At 69.2% G+C, this 15657-nt stretch carries 11 protein-coding genes; 5 read left to right on the forward strand and 6 right to left on the reverse strand.

Annotated elements, in window-relative coordinates; translation table 11 throughout:
- From glgB to glgX, 5 genes are all read right to left on the reverse strand, one after another.
- Positions 1-2243, reverse strand: a 2243-nt coding sequence (glgB, locus tag GZ997_RS07530) for a 1,4-alpha-glucan branching protein GlgB (RefSeq protein WP_162679473.1), incomplete at its 3' end; no start/stop codon positions are given.
- 112 nt (positions 2244-2355) lie between these two features.
- Entirely contained in the window at positions 2356-3837 is a 1482-nt protein-coding gene (locus GZ997_RS07535; protein ID WP_238994338.1) for a 1,4-alpha-glucan branching protein, read from the reverse strand.
- A 287-nt stretch (positions 3838-4124) separates the two neighbouring features.
- Positions 4125-6146, reverse strand: coding sequence for an alpha-1,4-glucan--maltose-1-phosphate maltosyltransferase (locus tag GZ997_RS07540; protein ID WP_308807222.1), 2022 nt, complete (start codon positions 6144-6146; stop codon positions 4125-4127).
- A gap of 137 nt (positions 6147-6283) precedes the next feature.
- The gene (gene trpS / locus GZ997_RS07545) at positions 6284-7444 is read right to left on the reverse strand and encodes a tryptophan--tRNA ligase (protein ID WP_161923865.1); all 1161 of its coding nucleotides are present in this window, start codon (positions 7442-7444) and stop codon (positions 6284-6286) included.
- 31 nt (positions 7445-7475) lie between these two features.
- On the reverse strand, positions 7476-9833 hold the full coding sequence (glgX, locus tag GZ997_RS07550) for a glycogen debranching protein GlgX (RefSeq protein ID WP_162679453.1): 2358 nt from the start codon (positions 9831-9833) through the stop codon (positions 7476-7478).
- Between the two features lie 301 nt (positions 9834-10134).
- On the opposite strand from glgX, the gene GZ997_RS07555 reads away from it, so the two are divergent.
- From GZ997_RS07555 to GZ997_RS07575, 5 genes are all read left to right on the forward strand, one after another.
- Complete coding sequence (locus tag GZ997_RS07555) at positions 10135-10914, forward strand: electron transfer flavoprotein subunit beta/FixA family protein (RefSeq protein WP_162679454.1); 780 nt, start codon at positions 10135-10137, stop codon at positions 10912-10914.
- 60 nt (positions 10915-10974) lie between these two features.
- Complete coding sequence (locus GZ997_RS07560; protein ID WP_162679455.1) at positions 10975-11973, forward strand: electron transfer flavoprotein subunit alpha/FixB family protein; 999 nt, start codon at positions 10975-10977, stop codon at positions 11971-11973.
- A 310-nt stretch (positions 11974-12283) separates the two neighbouring features.
- Positions 12284-12673 carry a GntR family transcriptional regulator gene (locus GZ997_RS07565; RefSeq protein WP_161925298.1) on the forward strand — a complete coding sequence of 130 codons (390 nt, stop codon included), beginning with the start codon at positions 12284-12286 and terminating at the stop codon, positions 12671-12673.
- The gene (locus GZ997_RS07570) at positions 12670-13434 is read left to right on the forward strand and encodes an ABC transporter ATP-binding protein (RefSeq protein WP_162679456.1); all 765 of its coding nucleotides are present in this window, start codon (positions 12670-12672) and stop codon (positions 13432-13434) included. Before GZ997_RS07565 ends, GZ997_RS07570 begins: the two co-directional genes overlap by 4 nt.
- The gene (locus GZ997_RS07575; RefSeq protein WP_162679457.1) at positions 13434-14249 is read left to right on the forward strand and encodes a hypothetical protein; all 816 of its coding nucleotides are present in this window, start codon (positions 13434-13436) and stop codon (positions 14247-14249) included. Before GZ997_RS07570 ends, GZ997_RS07575 begins: the two co-directional genes overlap by 1 nt.
- Positions 14250-14294: 45 nt before the next feature.
- On the opposite strand, the gene mnmA is transcribed toward GZ997_RS07575, so the two are convergent.
- Positions 14295-15413: a tRNA 2-thiouridine(34) synthase MnmA gene (gene mnmA / locus GZ997_RS07580; RefSeq protein ID WP_162679458.1), complete on the reverse strand. Its 1119-nt coding sequence runs from the start codon at positions 15411-15413 to the stop codon at positions 14295-14297.
- Positions 15414-15657 lie beyond the last annotated feature (244 nt).

A 15657-nucleotide genomic window follows, 5' to 3' on the forward strand; every position in this document is an offset into this window, starting at 1 on the left:
GACGGCCGCAGGAAGATGGCACCCATCGGGGGGACCCGCAGCCGCACCGAGGCGGGGCGGCCGTTCCAGGGCAGTTCCTCGGCCTCGACGTGCCCGAGGTTGCCCACGCCGGAGCCGCCGTACTCGGGGGCGTCGGTGTTGATGACCTCTTCCCAGCCGCCCGCGAAAGGCAGGCCCACCCGGTAGCCCTCGTGCGGGGTGCCGGCGAAGTTGACGATCACCGCCACCAGGTCCGAGCGCCCGTCCGGACCTGTGCCCTTGCGCAGGTAGGACAGGACGTTGTGGTCGCCGTCGCCCGCCTCGATCCACTCGAAGCCGCGGTGGGAGAAGTCATCGGACCACAGTGCGGGGGAGTCCTTGTAGAAGGCGTTAAGGTCGCTGACCAGACGCAGCAGGCCGGTGTGGCCCGGATCGTCCAGGATCCACCAGTCCAGGGAGTTCTCCGAGTTCCACTCGGCGCCCTGCCCGAACTCCTGCCCCATGAACAGCAGCTGCTTGCCGGGGTGGGACCACTGGTAGGCGTACAGCGCGCGTAGACCCGCCAGCTCCTGCCAGGCGTCACCCGGCATCTTGGACAGCAGGGAGCCCTTGCCGTGCACGACCTCGTCGTGGCTGAGCGGCAGGATGAACTGCTCGGAGAAGGCATACACCAGGGAGAAGGTCAGCTCCCCGTGGTGGTAGCGGCGGTTAATGGGCTCCTCGGCCAGGTAGCGCAGGGTGTCGTTCATCCACCCCATGTTCCACTTCAGGCCGAATCCCAGGCCGCCGTACTCGGTGGGAGCGGTCACGCCCGGCCAGGCGGTGGACTCCTCGGCGATCATGACCGTACCGGGGTTCTTCCGGTAGGCCGTGGCGGTTGCCTCCTGAAGGAAGTTGATCGCCTCCAGGTTCTCCCGGCCGCCGAACTGGTTGGGGTGCCACTGGCCCTCCTCGCGGGAGTAGTCCAGGTAGAGCATGGAGGCGACAGCATCCACGCGCAGGCCGTCGATGTGGAACTCGCCCAGCCAGTACAGGGCGTTGGCCACTAGGAAGTTGCGCACCTCGTTGCGGCCGAAGTTGAACACGTAGGTGCCCCAGTCAGGGTGCTCGCCGCGCTGCGGGTCCGGGTCCTCGTACAGGGCGGTTCCGTCGAAGCGCGCCAGCGCCCACTCGTCCTTGGGGAAGTGGGCGGGCACCCAGTCCAGGATGACGCCGATGCCGGCCTGGTGCAGCTGGTCCACCAGGTACCTGAAGTCGTCCGGGGTTCCGAATCTCGCGGTGGGGGCGTAGTAGCCGGAGACCTGGTAGCCCCAGGAGCCGCCGAAGGGGTGTTCGGCCACGGGCATGAACTCCACGTGGGTGAAGCCGGCGTCCTTGACGTAGGGGACCAGCTCGTCGGCCAGGCCCCGGTAGCCCAGGCCCTGCCGCCAGGAGCCGATGTGTACCTCGTACACGCTCATCGGCCCGGAGTGCGGGTCGGTGACCGCGCGGCGGGACATCCACTCCTCGTCGTTCCACTCGTGGAAGCGGTCGGTGACCACGGATGCGGTGGCGGGCGGCACCTCGGTGGCACGCGCCATGGGGTCGGCCTTCTGGTGCCAGGAGCCGTCCTGGAAGCACAGCTCGAACTTGTAGCGGGCGCCCACGCCCACACCGGGGATGAACAGCTCCCACACGCCGGAGGCGCCCAGGGAGCGCATGGCGGAGGCGGTGCCGTCCCAGTAGTTGAAGTCGCCCACCACGCGCACGGCCCGGGCGTTGGGCGCCCACACCGCGAAGGCGACCCCCTCGACGTCCCCCATGGAGCCGGAGTAGCGCTTGACGTGCGCGCCCAGCACCTCCCACAGCTCCTCGTGGCGCCCCTCGGAGATGAGGTAGGTGTCCATCTCGCCGAGAGTCGGCAGGAAGCGGTAGGGGTCGTCGACGGTGATGGTCTCCTCCCCGTAGGTCACCTTGATCCGGTAGTCCGGAATGGTGTCCCCGGGCACGACGGCGACCCACACGCCGTCCTGCTCATGCCGGGCGGGGAAGGAACCCTCCCCGGTGACCACGACGACGGCGTCGGCGAGGTGGCGCACGGTGCGGATGGTTACGCCTTCGGCGCCCACATGGGCGCCGAGCACCTCATGCGGGTTGTGGTACCGCGCATAGGCGACATCCGCTAGGACCCAGGGGTCTACCGGGACGGGCGCGGGGCCAGTGGCATCCGGCGGCGGGGCGTCGTTGGATTCGGGGGCGGGCTCGGGGCTGGTGACGTCGGTCATGTTCTCACTCTCCCATGCGGTGACCGGCTGAGGGGGGACTTTATACCGGTGCAACCCGGCGTGGATGATGTGTCTTACGCGACTGTTGCCGGAAGCGTCAGACACTTGGGTATCAGTTGTTCAGCATCACCTCGATGCCATGAAGCGGGATTGAGATCCAGTCGGGACGATTGCGGGCCTCGTAGACGGCCTCGTACAGGGCCTTGTCGAGCTCGAGGGCCTTGAGCAGGGTCTGCCTGGCACCGGGGCCTGGCCGATCAGCGGTCTCGGCAGCAGCCGCAGCGGTTTCCACGGCGGCCCAGTAGCCCTCCAGGAAGGCGCCGCGCACGGCCGGCAGCCAGTCAGGATGTGCGGCATGACCGACTTCGGCCGCGTAGTCGAAGGAGCGCAGCATGCCGGCCACGTCGCGCAGGGGCTGGTCCGGGCGGCTGCGCTGGGCCAGTGGCCGCAGGGGTTCACCCTCGAAGTCCAGTACGTACCAGCGGTCCTCGTCGACGGCGTGCAGCACCTGTCCCAGGTGGTAGTCGCCGTGGACGCGAGTGGCCGCCTCCAACCGGTCCAGCGCCGAGAGCTCGGCCAGGACCGCCTCCACACGGTCGCGCAGCCGCGGCAGCCGGTTCTCCAGTTCGGGTACCTCATCCATGGCCCAATGAGCCCGCTCGCGCAGCGCCTGCGCCAGCTCGCCGGGGGCGGGTGGTGCAGAGCCGGCCAGCGACGCAGCCAGGCGCGCGTGCATCTGGGCGGTGGTGTCACCCAGGTCCCGGGCCAGGGTGAGCGCACGGTCTCGTCGCGGACCGTCGGCGTCGTCGGCACCCGCGAGCTCGCAGAACAGCTCGAAGCCGTCCTCGGCACGGGGCACGAAAGTGCAGGCCACGGCCGCGTCCGCCGTCAGCTGGGCGCCGGTGGCGGTATCGGACCAAGTCAGCGTGGTCCATGCCACGGGGGTGCGCACGCGGTCCCAGCCATCGCGCGCCAGCGCGACTGATACCTCCACATCCGGGTTGCGTCCCGGCGAGAGCACACGGAACAGCTTCACGATCAGGTCACCGGTGGCGGCATCGGCCGCTCCTGCCGCCGGGTGGTCGCCCGGAGACGGCAGGACCACCGAGGTGTTGGACTGCTGGCCGGTGGTGACTCGCAGCCGGTCGGCGCGCTCGGCGATCGCCTGCGCCCCGGTGCCGCCGAGGGTGGTGCCCGCGTCCAGCGCAGACTGCGCCCAAGCCCGCCAGAAGCGGGGGTGGTGGGCGCCGTCGACCAGCGTCAGGGACCCGCCCTCGGAGTCGGGGATGACGAAGCCGGCGTTGCCCTCGGCCTCGCCTGCGGCGGCGAAGTCGCCCGGTGTGGCGCGAGGCTCCAGCACCAGGGGCACGTGTACCAGCACGGCGCCCGCCTCGCGTCGGGGTACTGCCACCAGTAGGTCCCGTACGCCTTCGCCCAGGTTCCAGGATCCCACCATCCGCAATGGGCCGTGGGCGGGTTCCCCCTTGAGCGGATACCAGCGGCGCTGGCCCATCCAGCTCCCCAGCGCCGCGAGCAAGGAGGCGTCGTCGGGCCATGCCGGCGTATCCGGCATGGCGGCCGTCGAATGACTCATCGGTCCTCCTGACAGTTTGGGGCGGCAGGCAGCCGGCGGCCGCGAGGGGGCTGCCCCACGGGCCCAGCGATCGCCAACTGGGCATCACGCCGAGCGTCTGACTGAGTGGCAGGCCCAGCAGTCAGCCGGGTAATCCGCTGAGTCGTCAGCCAGGGGGAGCGCGCCACGGCGCTCGTGCCGGATACCGGACGCCAACCAGTGCTGCACGGGTGGGGCAGGCCGGGAACGCCGGTTACGGTCACGGGGCCCCTCCGGTTGTGATCAGGCCGGGGACGCGCAGCTGCTCCTCACAGAGGCTCGACTGAGAAGACATGGGCTACACGGCCTGAGAAGGGGTCCAAACGCACATAGTTCTGCCCGGACCAGTCGTAGACGTCGCCGGTCAGCTCATCGGTGACCCGCAGCACTGGCCGGGAACCGTCCACCCAACCGGGCAGGCCCAGCTGCTCCAGGTTCAGGTAGATCTCGCCCTCGTGGGCGCCATAGGGGTCCAGGTTGACCACCGTCAGCACCACGTCGTCCTTCCCGCTAGGAGAGTGAGCGGCATCCACCCGCTTGGAGTAGGCGATCAGGTTGTCGTCACTGGTGGGGTGGAACCAGACATCCCGCAGCTGCTGGAGCGCCGGGTGGGCGTGACGAGCAGCGTTCAGCGCAGTGAGCAGAGCCTCGATGCCGTTGACGCGTGCGGCGCCGAAGTCGCGTTGCTTGTACTCGTACTTCTCGTTGTCGATCTGCTCCTCATACCCGGGGCGCGGCACCGACTCGGCCAGCTCGTAGCCGGAGTAGATGCCCCAGGTGGGGGACATGGTGGCGGCCAGTACGGCACGCAGCTTGAAGGCGGGAACCTTCCCGTTGGTCATGAAGGGCGTGAGGATGTCGTGCGTGGTGGGCCAGAAGGTGGGGCGCATGACGTGCGCGGTCTCCTGGGACAGCTCCACCAGGTAATCGGTCAGCTCCTGCTTGGTGTTGCGCCAGGCGAAGTAGGTGTAGGACTGGTGGAAGCCGATCTTTGCCAGGGTGCGCATCATCGCCGGGCGGGTGAAGGCCTCCGCCAGGAACAGCACCTCGGGGTTGTCCTCACGCACCTGGCGGATCAGACGCTGCCAGAAGGGCAGGGGCTTGGTGTGCGGGTTGTCTACCCGGAAGATCGTCACCCCGTGGCTGATCCAGGTGCGTACCACCTCCAGTATCGCCTGGTAAATGCCCTCGGGATCGTTATCGAAGTTGAGGGGGTAGATGTCCTGGTACTTCTTGGGCGGGTTCTCGGCGTAGGCGATCGAGCCATCGGCCAGGACGGTGAACCACTCGGGATGCTCGGTCACCCAGGGGTGGTCCGGGGAGCACTGCAGGGCCAGGTCCAGGGCCACCTCCATGCCGAGCTCCCGGGCACGCGCCACCAGGGCGTCAAAGTCGTCGAAGGTGCCCAGATCCGGGTGGATGGCGTCGTGCCCGCCCTCGGGGGAGCCGATGCCGTACGGGGAACCCGGGTCCCCGGGCAGGGCGTTGAGCGTGTTGTTGCGACCCTTACGGTTGGTGGTGCCGATCGGGGAGATCGGGGTCAGGTAGAGGACGTCAAAGCCCATGGCGGCGATGCGGCCGAGTCGCTGAGTGGCCGATTGCAGTGTGCCGGTCTGCCACACGCCCTGCTCATCCCGATGCGCTCCCAGGGACCGGGGGAAGATCTCGTACCAGGAGCCTGCCAGGGCCCGCTGCCGATCCACCTGCAGCGGGTAGGTGGCCGAGGGAGATACGTGATCGCGCAGCGGCAGCCGGTCCAGGACTGCCGCAACGTCCGCAGACAGCCCGGCGGAGAGCCGGTCGGTGGCGGAGGCGGAGTCATCACGCAGGGCGACGGCGGCGTTCAGCAGGGCCTCGGCGTCACCCTCGGCCCGGCCCGGGACAGCGGCTGCGCGCTCAAGCACGCGGGCGCCCTCCTCCAGCATCAGCTCCACGTCGACGCCTGCGGGAACCTTCACCCCGGCATCGTGGGCCCAGGTGCCGTAGGGGTCCGACCACCCCTCCACGCGGATGCCCCAGTCGCCTGGGAAGTCCGCCGCCAGACGCGCCTCATAGCGATCCAGGCCGATGCCGACCTCGTACATGCGGGCGCTGGGACCGTCGGTGCCGTCTGGCCGCACCAGGACGGCGGTGGCTCCAAAGCGATCGTGCCCCTCCCGGAACACCGTCGCCCGGATGGGGAAGACCTCGCCGGGCACGGCCTTTGACGGCCAGCGCCCGTCCTCCACGACGGGGAAGACCTCCGTCACCGGGATTCGTCCCACCGGTGCATACGGTGCCGGCTGGGGCACCTGGGCGGGTGCGGGCTGCGCCGCAGCGGCGGGAGCAGCGTGGCTGGTTGACTTCGTCTTCGCCGTGCGCGGCGTCGTGTTAGGGGTCACAGCGCAAGCGTACCTGTCTGCGCGTGTGCATGTGGCCCACCGGCGCCCTAGTAGTTCATGTGCATGGCCGTGCGTACCGCGTGCAGGGTCTGCTCGGCCACCGTGTTGGCCCGGGCATTGCCGTCTGCCAGTACCTGCAGCAGGTAGTCCTCGTCGGCGGCGAGCTCGGCGCGGCGGGCGCGGATGGGGGCGAAGAACTCGTTGACCGCCTCGGTGGTGATGCGCTTGAGCGTGCCGGCGCCGCCGTCGCCGATCCGCTCCGCCAGCGACTGCGGGTCCCCGGCCCCGCACAACGAGGCCAGGGTGAGTAGGTTCGCCACCTCCGGCCGGCCCTCGGGGTCATAGGTGATGTGCCGCTCGGAGTCCGTCTTGGCCTTCTTGAGCAGCTTGGCGGTCTCGTCCGCGCTCATGCGCAGCTCAATGGTGTTGTGGCGGGACTTGCTCATCTTCTCCCCGTCCAGGCCCAGTAGCAGTGGCGCCTGGGACAGCAGCGCCTCCGGCCGGCGGAATACCGGGTGCTCCTTGACCGCCCGCCCGTAGCGCTTGTCGAAGCGCTGGGCGATCATGCGAGCCTGCTCCAGGTGGGGCAGCTGGTCCTTGCCCACCGGCACCAGGTTCGCCTGGCAGAACAGGATGTCAGCGGCCTGGTGCACCGGATAGGTGAGCATGAGGCCGGTCATGGCGCGCCCGTCGGTGGCCTCCAGCTCCGCCTTGACGGTTGGATTGCGGTGCAGCTCGGACTCGGTGACCAAGGACAGGAAGGGCAGCATGAGCTGATTGGCGGCCGGGACGGCGGAGTGGGCGAAGATTGTGGAGCGCCGCGGGTCCACGCCGACTGCCAGGGTGTCCGCCACCAGTGACAGGACGCGCTCACGGATCGGGCCCACGCCGTCGCGGTCGGTGATCACCTGGTAGTCCGCTACCAGGATCCAGGTGTCCACGCCCCGGTCCTGGATGCCCTTCCAGGAGTGCATCGTGCCGAAGTAGTGGCCCAGGTGCATGTTGCCAGTCGGGCGCACGCCCGTGAGCATCCGGTAGCGGCCCGGGTTCACGTCGAGGTCGGCCTCGATCTCGGCACTACGGGCAAGTGAGCGGGCCAGCGAGGCCGCGTCCGTGGAGCGCGACAGGGCGTCCTCCGCATTCGTGCCGGCCGTACCGCCGGCTGCATTGCTGGAGGGGGAACCGGCATTCGCGTCGTGCTGCGTCATGGCCGCCATCCTAGACCGGGCAGGCCGACGACTACTCCTCGGGCAGAGCGTGCGGGCGCTCCTCGGTCAACCCGACCAGCTGCTCCCCGGACAGGTAGATGCGCAAGGACAGGGCATCCAGCGTCGTGGTGTCCCCGGGCCGGTCCTGCCGGCAGTCCGTTGCGCCGGAGCGGGAGGCGCGGGCGCGGGCGGGGTTGAGGGCACGGGCGCGGGCCGCCGGACCCCGGCTCACTCTGTGCGCCAGCGCGAAGGCCGAGGTGTGGGGGCGCGGCACGGCCCAGGTCGAGTCCCACATCAGGTGCCAGTCGGTGCCGTGGCCGTCGGGCAGGGTGACGTCCTCCTGGGCCAGGGAGCCGTTGATGACGAGTAGGAGGTCGGCGTCGTCCATGGGCGTGCCCGAGCGGAGCATCTGCACTACCCGGGTCCAGGGGTCGTGCCAGGCGGCCACGTCCATGGGGTCACCATTGGCGCGGAACCAGGACAGGTCAGGCAGGGCGTCGCCGCTGGGGACGGAACCGGTGGCGAAGGAAGTCGGGCGCAGCACCGGGTGGCTGTCGCGCAGGCTGATCAGGAAGTGCGTCGTGGCGATCAGGTCGCGCTGCCAAGTGGTCAGATTCCAGTCGAACCAGGAGATCTCGGAGTCCTGGCAGTAGGAGTTGTTATTCCCGTCCTGGGTGCGTCCCATCTCATCGCCGCCCAGCAGCATGGGCGTGCCGGCGGAGACGAGCAGGGTGCCCAGCACGTTGCGGGAGGAGCGGCGTCGCAGGATCTCGATGGGGCCCCCGCCCATGCCCTCCGGCAGCGGTCCCTCAAACCCGTGGTTCCAGGAACGGTTGTCATCGGTGCCGTCGCGGTTGTCCTCGCCGTTGGCCAGGTTGTGCTTGTAGTCGTAGCTGACCAGGTCGCGCAGAGTGAAGCCGTCGTGGGCGGTGACGAAGTTGATGGAGGCCAGCGGACCGCGCCCGCCCGGATACTCGCCGTATCCGAACATGTCGGCGCTACCGCTCAGGCGCGTGGCCAGGTCCCGCAGGTCATTGCCGGGGCGCCCCTTGGACATCTCGGAGGCGTCATGCAGCCAGAAGGAGCGCACCGTGCCGCGGTAGCGGTCGTTCCAGTCATGGAAGGGCGCCGGGAACTCGCCGGTGCGCCAGCCGCCCGGACCGATGTCCCAGGGCTCGGCGATCAGCTTGGTGTTTTGCAGCACCGGGTCGGTGGCCATGCCGATCAGCAGCGGGTGACGTGCCTGGAACTCGGAGGCATCACGGCCCAGCGTCACGGCCAGGTCGAAGCGGAAGCCGTCCACGCCGACGTCGCCGGCCCAGTAGCGCAGCGAGTCCAGCACCAGCTGCACGGCCCGGGTGGAGCGGAAGTCCACCGTGTTGCCGGTGCCCGTGACATCCACGTACTGGGCGGGCCGGTGCGGGGCGTGCAGGTAGTACTCGAGGTTGTCCAGTCCGCGCAGGGACAGCGCGGGCCCGTCCATACCCGACTCGCAGGTGTGGTTGTAGACCACGTCCATGATCACTTCCAGGCCGGCCTCATGCAGTAGCGAGACCATGCCGCGGAACTCGTCCAGTACGGCCTGTGGGCCCGCCTCGCGGGCGGTGCGGGTCGCATAAGCCGGTTCGGGCGCGAAGTACGACAGGGTTGAGTAGCCCCAGTAGTTGGTCCGCTCACGCTGGAGGAGGAAGGCCTCGGAGAAGGCGGCGTGAACGGGCAGTAGCTCCACCGTCGTGACGCCGAGCGAGCGCAGGTGGGACACGGCGGCGGGGTGCGCCAATCCCGCATAAGTGCCGCGTAGCTCCGGAGGCACTCCGGGCATGGAGTGGGTGAAGCCCTTGACGTGCATCTCGTAGATGACCGTGCGCTCGGCGGGCACCTTGGGCCCGGGGACTACGGGGAACTGCTCCCCGGTGACCACGCCGAGGGCCGTGTGCCCGGCGGAGTCCAGCTGGGAGGGGAGGAAGGGCACGTAGGTGGGGGCCAGCTCGGCGTCTACGGCGTGTGCGTACAGCTCCGGCCCCAGGCGCGGAGTGCCATCAATGGCGCGGGCGTACGGGTCCAGCAGGAGCTTGCGCGGGTTGAACAGCAGTCCCTCGGAGGGATTCCACTGGCCGTGCGCCCGATATCCGTAGCGCTGACCGGCGCGGACTCCGGGCACGTGGGCGCTCCACGCGCCACGGACGGGCCCGTGCATGCCGATGCGGCGCTCCGAGGTGATCGCACCGGTGGAGTCGGTCTGAATCAGGCACAGGTCCACAGCCTCGGCACGCGGCGCGACCACCACGAAGTCGGCGCCGTCTCCGGTGAGCGTGGCGCCCAGGCGCGTGCGGTCCGAGGCGTCGGAGTCGGCACGGGCGGCGGGTTGCAGCTCTGGCGATGGGGGCATGTGCATGAATCCTATGGTCGAGCAGGTGGGCTTCGCGATGCCACCTCGTGACAGTTGATCCGGGGCGACGCTGACGTGCCGGCACCAATCAGGCCGTACTCGGGCGTCTCGCCCGTGTGTCTGAGGATAGGCGATACGGGCTTTGGCGAGGCTGCGTGGAGTGGCCGCACAGTTAGGACGTATGTCGCATTGGTGCAGTTGGCGCGCGGGTTGGGAAAGCGGGTCGGCGCCGGCGGCGGCCCGGGCGGGGGTGACTGAGCGCTCACCTGTCGCGGCGCCCAGATATGGCAATCTTGTGCGCATGAAAATAGTCGTCTGCATCAAGCACGTCCCGGACGTGCAGTCCGAGCGCCGCCTGGAGGGGGGCCGCCTGGTACGCGGCGAGGAGGACGTTCTCAACGAGCTCGACGAGAACGCCGTCGAGGCCGCGGTAGCGCTGGTCGAAGAGCTGGGTGGTGAGGTGATCGCCCTGTCTATGGGACCTGAGGACGCCGAGGACGGCGTGCGCCGCGCCCTGCAGATGGGGGCCGACTCCGGTGTCGTGGTCACCGACGCCGCGCTTGCGGGCGCGGACGTCCCCACCACCGCACGCACCCTCGCCGCCGCCGTGTCAAAGCTCGGCGGGGTGGACTCCGGTCCGGGAGATGTGGACCTGGTGATCACCGGTATGGCCTCCCTGGACGCCATGACCTCCATGCTCCCAGGTGCGCTCGCCGCCGCACTGCACGTCCCGGCCCTGACCCTGGCGAGCTCGCTGGAGGTCAGTGCGGATGAGGCGACTGTGACCCGCGCCACCGGCACCGTCCGGGAGGTGCTCTCCGCCCCGCTGCCCGCGCTCGTGTCAGTTACCGATCAGGCCAATGAGCCGCGCTACCCCAACTTCGCCGCCATGCGTGCCGCGCGCAAGAAGCCGGTGGACACCTGGGACTTGGAGGACCTCGGCCTGGCCGACGTAGAGGCGGGAATCGCCGTCGTCGACTTCGCCGAGCGGCCTGCCCGCCAGGGCGGCATTATCCGTACCGACGCCGGGGAGGCCGGGCGTGAGCTGGCGGCCTGGCTGGTCGAGAACAACCTCGTGTGAGCCCCGGGCGAGCACAGGCTTCGAGCACGAAACTTGCAGGGAAGGAATCGCGAACTAGCTATGCCTGAAAACATGTTGAACGACCCCATCGTCGTACTGGTCGACCGCACGCCGGAGGGCGACCCCACCCCGGCTGCCATGGGACTGGTATCGGTGGCTCGTGGGCTCACCTCCGCCGACGTCGTGGCCCTGGTCCTGGGAAGCGTTGACACCTCCGTCTGTGCGGAGCTGGCCGCTGCCGGTGCTTCCCGCCTGTTGGCGGCCGACCTTGGCGGACGCGAAGCGGTGGCTGCGGTTGCCGCCGACGCAGTGGTCGCAGCGGTCGAGGCGGTCATGCCCGCCGTCGCGCTGGTCGGCAGCGATTACCGGGGCAAGGAGGTCGCCGGACGGGCCGCGGTCCTGCTGGGCTCGGCCTGCGCCTCGGACGTGGGTGACCTGCAGGTGGTCGGTAATGAGCTGCGCGCCTCCAAGCTGGTCCTGTCGGGAACCTGGTCCACCACTATGACCGTCTCGGCGCAGGCGGACAGGACTCCGGTGATTTCCGTCCACGCCGGCGCCTCCGAGCCTGCGCCGACGGCCGACGGCCAAGTCGAGCTGGCCGTGGAGGCACTTGAGGTTGCCCTGTCCGCGGAGGCTACGGCTGTTACGGTCGTTTCCCGCGAGGTCGCCGACGCCGCTGCGGGCCCCGACCTGTCCGAGGCCCAGCGAGTGGTGGTGATGGGACGCGGTACCGACGGCGACCTTGAGCTGGTGCACTCGCTGGCCGATCCGCTTCAGGCTGCCATCGGCGCCACCCGCGTGGCCTGCGATGAGGGCTGGATCGAGCGCTCCGCGCAGGTCGGCCAGACGGGGGCGTCAATCACGCCTCGCCTGTACATCGGACTGGGAGTGTCCGGCGCCGTCCACCACACCAGCGGCATCCAGGGCGCCGGCACCATCGTTGCCGTCAGCGACGATTCCGAGGCTCCGATCTTCGAGATGGCCGACTACGGCGTGGTCGGCGATGTGGCCCAGGTGGTTCCCCAGCTCGTGGAGGAACTGGCGCGCCTGCGCAGCTGATAACCAAGCGCTCCGGACCCAGTTCGCCGCGTGGCACCACGCGATGCCGTGCCGGAGCGATCGCTGGCACAGCGCCCCGTCCCGGTTCTCCCGGGCCGGGGCGCTTCTCTTTCGCTGAGATCGGTCGATATGGCGGTATCCCGTCCGCCATCCGGCCCGCCGGCGGGATGTGCGGTGCGCGGCTGGCAGTGCGGAGTTGACACAGCGGGCCCCTTGTGTCACTGTACTAGTGCAGTAATACAGATGGTCTCCCGGCCCTCTGTCCGCTGCGCTCATGAGCACACCCGTACACCCAACAGAGGGAGGCCTTGTGGATCTTGACGGCTCCCGGCCGATCTGGCTGCAACTGGTCGACGACTTCCGCTTGCGGATCGTCACCGGCGCCTGGCCGATCGGCACCCGGATACCCAGCGTGCGCGAACTGGCCACGCAATCCGGCGTCAACCCCAACACCGTTCAACGCGCACTGGCCGAGCTCGACCGCACCGGGCTGACCGGCACCGAGCGGACCGCCGGCCGCTTCGTCACCACGGATACCGCCGTCGTCGATGCCGTCCGCCGGGAACTCGCCACCGGCGCCACGGACACCTTCATCACCGCCCTCGCCGCCGTCGGCATGGATCTTCCGCAGGCCGCAGCGCTCCTGCAGGAGCGCTGGGAACTGCGCCCTTCCTCGGCAGACACAGGAGAATCCTCATGACCCAGCATCCACTAGAGGCGGCGTCGCCCGCGGCGCGCTTCAGCTCTATCCCCATCCCCGACGGCGCAGTGCCGCTGGTATCTGTGTCCGGCGTGACCAAGGCCTACCGCGGCCGCCCGGCACTGATGGACCTGACCCTGGACCTGCCGGCGGGCCGGATCGTGGGGCTCATGGGCTCCAACGGCTCGGGCAAGACCACCCTGCTGAAGATCCTGGCCGGCCTGCTGGCTGACTACGACGGCCAGGTACGGGTAGGCGGACATGCTCCAGGGCCGGAGACGAAGGCGCTGGTCGCCTTCCTGCCCGACGCCGAATTCCTGGCCTCGGGACTCAAGCCCGAGCAGGCCATAGCGATGTTCTCCCGGCTCTTCCCCGACTTCGACGCCGATCGTGCGCGCGAGCTGGTGGAGTTCTTCGGCCTTCCCGGTGACCGGAGCCTGAAGGAGATGAGCAAGGGCATGGGGGAGAAGCTGCGCGTCAGCCTGGTCATGGCTAGGCGTGCACGTGTCTACCTGCTGGACGAGCCCATCTCCGGGGTCGACCCCGCCGCCCGTGACGTGATCCTCAGTGGTGTCCTGCGGGGCTTCGACCCCGAGTCACTGATGGTCATCTCCACCCACCTGATCGCCGACGTGGAGCCGATCGTCGACTCCGTCGTCTTCCTCAAGGACGGCCGCCTGCTGCTGGCGGGCGACGCCGATGACCTGCGTCAGGCACACGGAATGAGCCTGGACGCCCTGTTCCGGAAGGAGTACCGCTGATGCTGCGCACATTATTCACCGAGGAGATCCGCTTCCTGGCGCCCATCCAGCTGAAGATGCTCGGCATCTTCACGGTGTTCGGGATCGCCTTCCTCGGAGTCACGTTTCTGGACTTGCCGGTTTTGAGCCTATTCGGGACGCTTGGCGCGGTAGTCTCCTTTGCCTTGGCCATACCAGTGGCGCTCGTCCACACCGCCTCCGAGTACTGGCAGTCCATGTATGGCGCGCGCGGCTACCTGACCATGAGCATCCCGGCGCCCGGGCGCACGCTTTATGCCGCCAAGGTGCTCTACGCCTTCGCGGCCGGCCTGGCGGCGATGTGCTTCGCTGCAGTGGGCTTGTTGGTGACCGTGTGGGCGGCCGCGCGGGCTCAGGGAATCGGCCTCGGTGAGCTGCTCCAACCTCTGCGTGAGATGCTGGCCTTCGTCGGCACCGGCTGGGTGATCGGTTTCTTCATCTACGTGATTGTGGAACTCGCGTGCGTAATCGTGTGCGTGTCCGCGATTATGAGCATCGGGGCGCAAGGGCGCTGGAACCACCTCGGCTTCGGCGCGCCCGTGATTGGTTTCGTGGCGCTGTACCTGGTGGCGCAGGTGCTCTCGTTGTTGCTGCTACTGATCGTGCCGGTGAGCATTGGGATTCCGTCCGGAGACATTGTGATTACATGGATGCTGCCGGACTTCATTGAGGCGGTGCGGACCGACGGGGACCCGACCCTGCTGGGGCTGGGGTACATCGCCGTGTGGCCGCTGCTGGCGTTGGTCCTCGGAGTGCGGGGCGTGCGCGCGATCGAGAGACACACCTCCCTGCGCTGAACATTTCGCTGAACCTAATCGGCGCAAGGTGGCCGGGTGCCCGGCTTAGGCGACTGTCGCCTGGGCCAGCACCCGGTCGCCGTCTTCCCCGCCATAGACGACGACGCTCTGCCCGGCGGCCAGACCGCGCAGGGGCTGGCGCAGCACCGCGTGCAGCGTGCCGCCGACGCCGTCCACGGTCACGTCAGCGGGCACCGGGCGGCCGTGGGCGCGCACCTGTACGGTCACGTCCTGCCAGCCGACGCCGTCGGCGAGCGGGGCGGGGGAGTCCAGCAGCACCAGGTCCTTGCCGTCGAACACGGTGCGCTGCAGCAGCTCGGCGGGGCCGACCACGACCTCATTGGTGCTCGGACGGGTGGCGATCACGTAGCGCGGGCGGCCGTCGGCGGCCGGGCGGGTCAGGCCCAGGCCCTTGCGCTGGCCGACGGTGAAGCCGAAGTAGCCGCTGTGGGTGCCGAGCACCTCGCCGTGGGGGGAGACGATGCTGCCCTCCTTGGCGCCGAGGCTGCGCTGCAGGAAACCGCGGGTGTCGCCGTCGGCGACGAAGCAGATGTCGTAGGAGTCGGGCTTGTCCGCCACCGGCAGGCCGCGGCGCTCCGCCTCGGCCCGCACCGCCGCCTTGGAGGGGGCGTCGCCTAGGGGGAACAGGGCGCGGGAGAGGCCCTCGCGCCCTGATACGGCCAGCACGTAGGACTGGTCCTTGGCCGTATCGGCGGCGCGGCGCAACTCCAGGTCGCCGGTCTGGCCGGGGCTGCCGTCGGTGGCGCCGCCGCGCAGGCGGGCGTAGTGGCCGGTGACGACGGCGTCGAATCCGAGGGCCAGGCCGCGCTCCAGCAGCACGTCGAACTTGACCCGCTCATTGCAGCGCACGCACGGGTTGGGGGTGCGGCCGGCGCGGTACTCGGACAGGAAGTCGGCGACCACCCGCTCCTCGAACTCCTCCGACAGGTCCCACACGTAGAAGGGGATGCCCAGAATCTCGGCGGCCCAGCGGGCGTCGCCGGCGTCCTCGATGGAGCAGCAGCCGCGGGTGCCGGAGCGGGTGGCGGCCCGGTTGCGGGTAAGTGCCATGTGCACGCCGACCACCTCGTGGCCGGCCTCGACGGCGCGCGCGGCGGCTACCGCGGAGTCGACTCCGCCGGACATGGCTGCCAGTACGCGCACGTGTGCTCCTTCCGCTGCATTAGTTCTGCAGGTGCCCGGGTGGGCGGGTTGCAGCCTACCGCCATGGGCGGGGGCGCGGGATGTCGGGCAGAACACCTCTGAACGCTGGATGCGTCGGGTAACTGCAGCCCGGAAGCGAGTGGGTGAACGCGTTTAAGATCGCGTGTTTTAGTGTCCTTGGGTGGTTTCGGCTTGGTCGGTGAGGTAGGTGATGGTGCGGACGATGTTGTATGGGGTGGTGGTG

The organism is Actinomyces sp. 565, assembly GCF_010365615.1.
In the GTDB taxonomy this organism is placed as follows: domain Bacteria; phylum Actinomycetota; class Actinomycetes; order Actinomycetales; family Actinomycetaceae; genus Actinomyces.